Source organism: Rossellomorea aquimaris, from assembly GCF_001877785.1.
Taxonomy (GTDB): Bacteria; Bacillota; Bacilli; order Bacillales; family Bacillaceae_B; genus Rossellomorea; species Rossellomorea aquimaris_A.
Genome location: NZ_MINN01000053.1, coordinates 1 through 388, shown reverse-complemented (window position 1 = coordinate 388; position 388 = coordinate 1). Strand labels below are relative to the sequence as shown.

Genomic DNA, 388 nt, shown 5'->3' with positions numbered 1-388 from the left:
CACCTATTCATAAGGGCCACGCCGGCCATTTCTAAACAGCCCGCGCACAGTAAACTGATCCAGTGCAGCATTATGCCTCGCCTCCTTTTTCCTCTGTCTCATCCTGTGTCACAAGCTTCAACCCGATTACACCGATTAAGAGCACGCCAATTAACAATAGCTTCGGCCATCCAACCGGTTCATGAAAGAGAACGATTTCACTAAGTACTGTTCCCGCTGTGAAAAAAAAAAAAAAAAAAACGGGACTACCTGTACATATATTAATCTGCATCACGATGCAATTCGACAGGAGTGTAATCAACTGCGAAACACAATTAACCCTGAACATCAAGTATCCGTAATTTGCTGATCAACCGTAGCAAATACGTCAATATTCACCACACTGCAA

2 pseudogenes are annotated in these 388 nt (G+C 43.6%); both read right to left on the bottom strand.

What is annotated here, in order from left to right:
* Nucleotides 1–71, bottom strand: a pseudogene (locus BHE18_RS02050) (QacE family quaternary ammonium compound efflux SMR transporter); the annotation flags it as partial.
* A pseudogene (gene ykkC, locus BHE18_RS02045) lies at nt 71–220 on the bottom strand (multidrug efflux SMR transporter subunit YkkC); the annotation flags it as partial. The pseudogenes BHE18_RS02050 and ykkC, both read right to left, overlap by 1 nt.
* Nucleotides 221–388: the final 168 nt, after the last annotated feature.